Genomic DNA, 8,065 nt, shown 5'->3' on the forward strand with positions numbered 1-8,065 from the left:
ACACCATCCCCGGTGCGTTCTCGAAACGCGAGACCGTCGCCTGCGAGGCCAGCCGGTCCCCGTGCCCGGGATTCCGGCCGATGAGCATCTTGTGGATCGGATCGGCGGCGAGTTCATTCGCGTCGTTCCCATCGGGATATCCCAGCGCGATCGCAAACATTCGCTGCTGAACGAGTTCGGGGAGATCGTGAAGGACCTTGCCCGCTTGTCGGCCATCGCGCAGGCACTCCGCCAATTGCTCGCTCAGCCCCCGCTTCTCGTCGATGGCCTTCAGCAACAAGGCTCCGCCGTCGGAGCTGCTGTGCTCCTGGTCGAAGGCCGCCACGACGGGCTTCGAGATCAAGTCGGGAAAGGTGACAGTCTGTGCGGTAGAATCCGGCTTCATGAAGGGGCCCTTGTTGAGGGGAAACGCGTGTTGCAACTCGTTTCTACCGCAACTGGGGCCTTCTTCAATTCAAGACCACGACTTCTTCATGAATTATTCGCGCTAGGCGGTACACAGGTAATCTCGAGCTTCCTCGAAGCCCATCCTTGCGAGAGCGGCGCGGATTTCTCTGCGGGGGCCGGCTCCTGCGACCGAGACGAGCAGCGGCGACGCGGGAAGCGAGGGCAGGCCTTCCGGAGCCATGACCGGCGCGTCGTGGATCCGTTGGCCCAGGCGCCCGGGGTGGAGTTCGATGATGGCGCTGGGGTGTTTTCCGTGGCTGCGCAGTTCCCGGCTCAGGGCACGTCCCGTATCTCCGAAACCCCAGAGAATGTAGTCGTCGCGCCCGGCCAGGAAGCCTCGCGCCAGAAAGTTCGCCTTGCAGGCGACGAAGCGATCGCTTCCGTAGCGCGGGCTGCTCCGCGAAAGCCGATCGGGCCCGTCGCGCCAGCCATGCAACCGCTCGGGAACGACGCCGATCCTGTGCCCCGCCTCGCGCCAACGCAGCAACAGGTCGTAGTCTTCGGGCCATTCGGCATCGCGGTAGGTCAATGCACCTAACAATTCGCGGCGTATGAGCCAGGTGGGGTGGGCGATTGGGCATTCGATGAACGCATTCTGATGGACGTCCTTTTCGGTTTCGAGGCTGTTCAGCCAGGTTTCGTATTTGCGCATCCCATCGCTGAGTTCGCCGCGCGGGAAGAGTCGGACGTGGCAGCCGACGGCGCCGAGGCCGGGATCCGCCTCCAGGGCTTCGAGTTGTCGGGCCAGCCGTCTGCGTCGCATCCAATCGTCGGCGTCCATCCGCGCGATGAAGGGCCCTCGACAGGCGGCCAGGCCGCGCGTGAGGGCGGGCACCAGGCCCAGGCGATTTTCGCGCAAGAGGTGGACTCGGGAATCACTTTCGGCGAGCAAAGCGACCCGCTGCGGGCCGTCGTCCCTCGAGCCATCGTCGATTGTGATGCACTCGAGGCTTGCCTCGCTCTGCCGCAGCACACTGCGAACGGCGGCCTCCACGGTTCTTGCGGCGTCGCGAAACGGGAGGAGCACCGAGACGAGCGGTTCCGTGCTCAACTCCTGCCCTTGGCCGCCATCCAGCGGGCGCCGATCACCCGATGGTCGAGCCCGGCGGCCAGATCCAGCGCCCGAAGGCTTTCAGGCAACTCGATTTCGGTCTTGAAGATTCCGTCTTGCACTCCCCTCGTGGAGAGGCGCGCGGCGGTCGCGTCCCACCACGGCGACGCGCTCCCGGCCAGCGGTTCCAGGATCAAGCACGCGGCGCCCCGGTCGATGGCCCGTTCTAGACGCAGAATCAGCGCGTCACGGGCGTCGGCTTCGAGTTCATTCATCATCCAGCCACAGATCAGGAGATCGCCTTCCTCGGCTTCGGGTAGGGCCCGAGGCAGCTCGCCGCGACGGGTTCGCGCGCGCAACCCGAAGTGGCTGTAGGTTCGCCGGGCTTCGTGAAGCGCCCATCCCAATGCGTCGATGCCTTCGATGCGGGGGCGCGGCGAGAGCTGGAGAGCCCAGGCGGCTCCGGCCGCACCACTTCCGCAGCCCAGGTCGAGGATCCGGCTCGTCTTTGGCGAGCCCAGCGCATCTCGAAGGGTCTCATGAGCGTACCAGAGGCAAAGGAAGTGGAGGGGGGCATAGAACCGGGTGAACGCGGCACGCCTGGCGTCGCTGTTGGTGGCGCGCCCGCGCAACGTGCCGGCATCCCTTTTCTCGACATAGACCCGCGAAACCGCGCGAATCCCGCGGCCGAGTTCGCGGGTCGTGAGTTCGGCTTGTCGCTCGGCGATTCCTTCGAGCCAGCTTTCGAAGCGTTCGATCTCGTTTGCAGGGAGGCGCTGGGAAGCCATCAGCGGGGGGTCCCATGCGGCGGATCCTGGCTGCGCCCGAAGCTCGTCCCGGTCCCGAAAATGCCTCCGCTCGGGCCGGGTGCCCGGCTCCCGGGGGCAGGCGAGCCGAATGGCCAGGACATGAGAACGGCGGGGGCGGCACGCATTCGGGTTCTGGCGGCAGTATCGCAGAGATTTCGCCTCGAGTCCGGGTGCACAAGCCCCCAACCCTCGGAGGCGACGAGGAAATCAGTCTCCTAGCCTACGGTCGTGCGTCCCCAGCCGAGCCTCGCCCACGGCCTTCTTCTTGCCGTCGTCTTCCTCCTTGCCAGTCTCGCGGCGGGGCCGGCGATCGCTCAGGAGCCCACTGTCACATCGACCAGCTGGGATGCGGTCGAGATCCTGGGCCGTAGCGTGGCCGCTGGCGGAAAACGGCGGCTCTTCCTCCGCGCCAGCGAGTCCTTCGCGGGCACATCGGTCGAGATCCCGGTGCTCGTGATTCGTGGGCTCACCCCGGGCCCAACCGTATGCCTCACGGCCGGAGTCCACGGCGACGAACTCAACGGGATCGAGATCGTCCGCAAGGTCTTCGAGGCGGTCGCACCGCCGGATCTCTCCGGCATGTTGATCGGCGTGCCTGTGGCCAATCTGCACGGTTTCCGGCGCAGCTCACGCTACTTGCCCGATCGTCGCGATCTGAACCGCTTCTTCCCCGGGCATCCTGGTGGCAGCTCGGCCTCGCGCATTGCGGGCGCGCTGTTCCAGAACGTGGTGCTGCATTGTGATCGGTTGATCGATTTCCATACTGGCTCCTTTCACCGCACCAACATCCCGCAGCTTCGTGCCGATCTGAGAAGGCCCGCGGTTCTCGAAATGGCTCGCATCTTCGGTACTCCCCTGATCCTCCACAGCGAAGGCGCGCCCGGAACACTGCGTCGCGCGGCGATGGATGCCAACATCACGGCGATCACCTACGAGGCTGGAGAGCCGATGCGCTTCCAGGCCGATGAAATCGCGCGCGGGTTCGACGGCACACGCCAGCTACTGGCGAAGCTCGGCATGATCGATCGATCCTCGCGGAGTGATGATCCGGAAGTCTTCTACCGTTCGCGTTGGGTGCGGGTGAATGACGGCGGGATCTTCATCACCGACCGGGAGCTTGGCGAAAGCGTCGATGCCGGCACGATCCTCGGCACGGTCACCGATCCGGTCTCGAACGACCGCTCCCAGGTGATTGCGCCGGTGCCTGGACGGATCATCGGAATGGCCCTTTCCCAGGTCGTGATCCCGGGCTTCGCCGCGTTTCATATCGGGCTGCCCGGTGATGCGCCTTCGCAGGGGCCCGGCACGCCATCACAGCCTGCACTGCGCCCCGATCAACTCGATTCGCTCGAGCATCCGGAATAACCGTGAGTCGCTCGGTCCTCGTCACGGGTTTCCTGTTCCTTGCGGCCGGCCTTGCCTTGTTCGCGGCCAAGGTATGGCTCTACGACATCCCGCTCGTGCCCGCGGACACGCCGGGTCCCTGGCAGGTCGAGCTGCGTATTCACGTGCGTGGAGATGGAAAGAAGGGAAGCGTTCGTGCGCTCCTCCCGGCCGGTTCCCAGGAACAGCTGGTCTTCGACGAACGTTCCTCATCGGATCGGCTGAGCTTCAGCATCCGCGAACAAGGAGGCAATCGGGTCGGGGTGTGGACGGGCTGGCTCGAGGACATCCACGAGGTCGTCTACCAGTTCCGGATTCAATCCGGGGAACTCGTGGTGGACATCCCGGAGCAGGCGGATCCGTCCCAGCCGACGCGAGCGCTTCGCAAGCGCTACATCCAGCCGACATCAGAGCTTCCGGCGACCTCGGCCGACGTGAAGCAGGTGCTCGAGGAACTCGACCTCCCCGCGCCGGACGATCTGCTGGCCCGCGTTCGAACGGTCTTCGCCTTCGTCGTGCACGAGATCGATGCGGTGAGCGGCGCGGGCAGTGACGCGCTCCTGACCCTGGCGCGACGAGAGGGCAGTGCCGAAGGCAAGGAGCGGCTGCTGATCACGTTGCTCCGCGGCGCGGGCATTCCGGCGCGGGTCGTTCGTGGGCTGGAGTTGCGCGATGGCGCCGCCCCCGAGCCCCGCATCTGGGCCGAAGCGAATCTGCGCGGAGCCTGGGTGCCGCTTTCCGCGGTGCAGGATTTCTTCGCACGTCGCCCGAGCGGTTTCGTGGAACTGGGCCGAGGCGAGCAACCCCTGGTGGAAGCGACCGGCGTGCGTGCGGTGGGACATCGCTACCTCGCGCTGCGCGAGCCCCTGCGCCCGGACGAGATTGCCAGCCTGCTTGCTCCGGACAACCCGATCCTGGCCCGGCTCTCGTTGTACCGATTGCCTGTCGATAGCCAGGCTGCGTTGAGGGTGCTGCTTCTGCTGCCTCTTGGTGCGCTTACCGTGGCTCTCTTTCGCAACGTCATCGGCATTCCCACCTATGGAACCTTCATGCCCGTCCTGATCGCCCTCTCTTTGAGGGAGTTCTCGTTGGCATTGGGGCTCGTGCTGGTCGGCGCCGTGACCGCTCTGGCTGTCGTGGCACGCAGTGGGCTCGAACGGCTTCGGCTCTTGATGGTTCCACGTCTCTCGATCTTGTTATGTATCGTCGTGCTCTTCGTCACCAGCCTGGCGTTGGCAGCCGAGAGTTCGATGCTTCCGGATTTCTTTGCCGGCGTCGTCTTCCCGATCGTGATCCTCACGATGTTGGTCGAGCGCATCTACATCACTGCCGCGGAGGAAGGTCTCCAGGAGGCGCTGGCCCGCGGCCTCTGGTCCGTGAGCGTCGCAGCCGTCGTTCATCCGCTCTTGCGCAGCTCGAACGCCAGCTACCTGATGTTCTCGTTCCCTGAACTCGTGGTTGCCATCATGGGGCTGCTCGTGTGGATCGGCGGCTACACTGGCTATCGGCTGGCAGATCTCGTGCGTTTCCGCGGGTTGATCCGTCCCCCGGTTGGCGGAGACGCGGACTGATGTGGCGTACATTGCGACGTCAGGGCGTCCTGGGGATCAATCGACGCAACGCTTGCTACACCCTGGCCGCCAACGATCGTGCTCGCTTTCCCCTGGTCGACGACAAGCTCGAAACCAAGCGGCTATGCATCGAAGCGGGTATTCCCGTGCCTCGTCTGCTTGCCGAGGCGAGGCTTCACGTCGAAGCGCGCGGATTGCCCGAGGCACTCGGCAACGTGGAATCCTTCGTCTTGAAGCCGGCCCGCGGTGCCATGGGAAACGGCATCCTGGTCATTCACGGGGATGGGAAGGGCGGCTTCCTGCGCGGCGAGCGGTTGGTTTCTCCCGAAGATCTGGCCTATCACGCGGCCGGCATCATTTCCGGCCTCTACTCGCTTGCAGGGCACCACGATGTGGCATTGGTCGAAGAATGCTTGCAGACCCATCTCCTGATGGCACCGCTCTCGGCTGGTGGCGTGCCCGATGTCCGGGTGATCGTCTACCGAGGTATCCCCGTCATGGCGATGACTCGGTTTCCGACAGAGCGGAGCGGCGGGCGGGCGAACCTGCATCAAGGTGCGATCGGCGCGGGCATCGATCTGGCGAGTGGTCGAACCTTGTTCGCGGTGCACAAGAATCGCCCCATCGTTCGCCATCCGGATAGCGATCAGCCGCTGGTGGACGTGCCGATACCCGAATTTGAACGGGTCCTGGAGATCGCCGTACGCGCCACCGATCGGACGGGTCTCGGGTATATCGGTGCGGATATGGTCGTCGATGCCGTGCGGGGCCCGGTCATCCTCGAGCTGAACGCGCGGCCTGGTCTCGCGATCCAACTGGCCAACCGAGCCGGCCTCCGGCCCCGGCTCGATGCGGTGGATCGCGTGCTTGGTGCTCCCGACACGACCTGGCAACAAGCCCTGCCAGTGGCCGAGCGTGTGGCGATGGGCCAGGCGTTCTCCAGCCGGAGTGCCGCTTGATGAGGTTCTACCTGCTCTCGTGGGCCCTGCTCGTGGTGTGGATCGGAGCTCCGGCCCGGGCAGAAGAGAAACAGGTGACGGCCACCTACGACGTGGTCTTCGAAGCCGCACTCATTCCCACGGAAAGAGTCGCCCGGGCGACGATTCGTCTCGGCCGTGGCGCCAGGGCCGTCCGTTGGATTCAGCTCAGTATCGATCCGGAACGCCATCTGGATTTTCAGGGCGACGGCAAGATCGAAGAGAGCGAGGGGAAGGTGCGCTGGACACCGCCCGATGGCGGAGGCGAACTCCACTACACCTTTCGCATCGATCATCTGCGCACCCAGGCGGCCTACGACGCCCGTTGCGCGGAGCAGTGGGCGCTCTTTCGCGGCGGCGATCTGTTTCCGCCCGCGAGAGTACGAGCCAAGAAGGGTGCCGAATCTCTCTCGGTCCTGAAGCTCCGCACACCGAAGCGGTGGTCATCCGCTGTTCCCCACCGACGCCTTTCGAAAGGCGCCTATCAGATCGTGAACCCGGACCGGCTCTTCGACCGCCCGACGGGATGGATGTTGGTCGGACGCCTCGGCATCCTGCGCGAGCGCATCGCGGGAAGCCATGTCGCCGTTGCAGGGCCGATCGGCCAGGGAGTGCGGCGTCAGGACATGCTCGCGTTCCTGCGCTGGACACTTCCGGCCCTGCGGGACGCCACCGGCCCCCTGCCGGATCGTCTCTTGATCGTGAGCGCGGGAGATCCCATGTGGAGGGGTGGGCTTTCCGGCCCGCGATCCGCCTTCTTGCATGCGGACCGCCCGCTGATCACCGGGGATGCGACGAGCCCGCTCCTGCATGAACTCGTTCATACCCAGATGGGCGCCCGCGCCGGAGAAGATGGGGATTGGATCGTCGAGGGCCTCGCCGAGCTCTACTCGTTGGAGGTTCTGGTTCGCTCTCGCTCGATCAGTCGCCGCCGTTTCCGCGGCTCCCTCTCGCGTATGGCGGATAGGGGAAGCGCCGCGCCCCTCCTCCGCACGGCCCATGCCGATCCGGTCATCACCGCCCGTGCTGTGGGCATCCTGCACGGCCTGGATGAAGCGATTCGCGATGCCACCGACCAGGAAGCCAGCCTGGACGACGTCGTGGCCGAGTTGGCTCGAACCCGTGCACCCGTGACGACCGAAGGCTTCCGAGAGGCCATTCGCAGGGTCGCTGGCCGCGATCTGCTCGGCGTCATCGCAGGACGATGACCCGGCCTGCTCTCGTTCCGGAACTCGCCGTCTCCGACCTGACGAAGAGCATGGCGTTCTACAGTGGCCTCCTGGGTTTCCGTATCGAATACGACAGGCCCGAGGAGAAGTTCGTCGCGCTCAGCCTGGGCCGCGCCCACCTCATGCTCGAGGAGGCGGCCTCGAAGAAGCGCGCTACAGCCGAGGAGTTTCAGGCCGGCCAATGGCGAACCGCCGACCTGGATCAGCCCTTCGGCCGCGGGCTGAATCTCGAGATCGAAGTAGAAGACCTCGCACCGATAGTTTCCCGGCTCGCCGCCCAGAGCTACAGCTTGCTGCTCGAGCGCCACGAGAGAAGTTACCGGGTCGGGAAGACGGCTCGCGTGGTTCGTCAGTTGTTGGTCGCAGACCCGGATGGCTACCTGATCCGCCTCTCCCAGCCGATCCATCGCGGGGGGGTGTAGGGCGGCCTCGCGTTGGTCTAGGGCGCCTCCGCCGTTGCTAGTGATGTGATTCACGCTGTTGGGGCATTATCCAGCGCGCGCCTGGCTCTGCCAACCTTTTCGATGATCTCTTCTGCTGTCTTGGACCAGACGAAGGGAGTGGGATCATCGTTGTGTCCGTCCACGTAACTCATCAC

Annotated in this window: 8 protein-coding genes; 5 read left to right on the forward strand and 3 right to left on the reverse strand. The window is 65.2% G+C overall.

What is annotated here, in order from left to right; all coding sequences use genetic code 11:
- The 3 genes from GY937_05890 to GY937_05900 all read right to left on the reverse strand — a co-directional run.
- Positions 1-385: IS1380 family transposase (locus tag GY937_05890; GenBank protein ID MCP5056244.1), on the reverse strand; the 385-nt coding region annotated here is incomplete at its 3' end.
- A 102-nt stretch (positions 386-487) separates the two neighbouring features.
- Positions 488-1,498, reverse strand: coding sequence for a glycosyltransferase family 2 protein (locus GY937_05895; protein MCP5056245.1), 1,011 nt, complete (start codon positions 1,496-1,498; stop codon positions 488-490).
- Complete coding sequence (locus tag GY937_05900; protein MCP5056246.1) at positions 1,495-2,286, reverse strand: methyltransferase domain-containing protein; 792 nt, start codon at positions 2,284-2,286, stop codon at positions 1,495-1,497. Before GY937_05900 ends, GY937_05895 begins: the two co-directional genes overlap by 4 nt.
- Positions 2,287-2,535: 249 nt before the next feature.
- On the opposite strand from GY937_05900, the gene GY937_05905 reads away from it, so the two are divergent.
- Genes GY937_05905 through GY937_05925 form a run of 5 tightly spaced genes read left to right on the forward strand, consistent with a single transcriptional unit; the run spans position 2,536 to position 7,889 of the window.
- Positions 2,536-3,672, forward strand: a complete 1,137-nt coding sequence (locus tag GY937_05905; protein MCP5056247.1) for a succinylglutamate desuccinylase/aspartoacylase family protein — start codon at positions 2,536-2,538, stop codon at positions 3,670-3,672.
- Between the two features lie 2 nt (positions 3,673-3,674).
- Positions 3,675-5,261 carry a UUP1 family membrane protein gene (locus GY937_05910; protein ID MCP5056248.1) on the forward strand — a complete coding sequence of 529 codons (1,587 nt, stop codon included), beginning with the start codon at positions 3,675-3,677 and terminating at the stop codon, positions 5,259-5,261.
- Entirely contained in the window at positions 5,261-6,220 is a 960-nt protein-coding gene (locus GY937_05915) for an alpha-L-glutamate ligase-like protein (protein MCP5056249.1), read from the forward strand. The genes GY937_05910 and GY937_05915 overlap by 1 nt, the downstream gene beginning before the upstream one ends.
- Complete coding sequence (locus GY937_05920; protein ID MCP5056250.1) at positions 6,220-7,446, forward strand: hypothetical protein; 1,227 nt, start codon at positions 6,220-6,222, stop codon at positions 7,444-7,446. Before GY937_05915 ends, GY937_05920 begins: the two co-directional genes overlap by 1 nt.
- Positions 7,443-7,889 (forward strand): VOC family protein, encoded by a 447-nt coding sequence (locus GY937_05925; protein MCP5056251.1) that lies wholly within the window; start codon positions 7,443-7,445, stop codon positions 7,887-7,889. The genes GY937_05920 and GY937_05925 overlap by 4 nt, the downstream gene beginning before the upstream one ends.
- The last annotated feature ends 176 nt before the right edge of the window (positions 7,890-8,065 follow it).

This window comes from bacterium (genome assembly GCA_024228115.1).
Classification (GTDB): domain Bacteria; phylum Myxococcota_A; class UBA9160; order UBA9160; family UBA6930.

Bases quoted from the DNA above. Each gene is read 5' to 3' on its own strand.
- GY937_05915 (MCP5056249.1), top strand. From the start codon at position 5,261: ATGTGGCGTACATTGCGACGTCAGGGCGTCCTGGGGATCAATCGACGC.
- GY937_05925 (MCP5056251.1), top strand. From the start codon at position 7,443: ATGACCCGGCCTGCTCTCGTTCCGGAACTCGCCGTCTCCGACCTGACG.
- GY937_05900 (MCP5056246.1), bottom strand. From the start codon at position 2,286: ATGGCTTCCCAGCGCCTCCCTGCAAACGAGATCGAACGCTTCGAAAGC.
- GY937_05920 (MCP5056250.1), top strand. From the start codon at position 6,220: ATGAGGTTCTACCTGCTCTCGTGGGCCCTGCTCGTGGTGTGGATCGGA.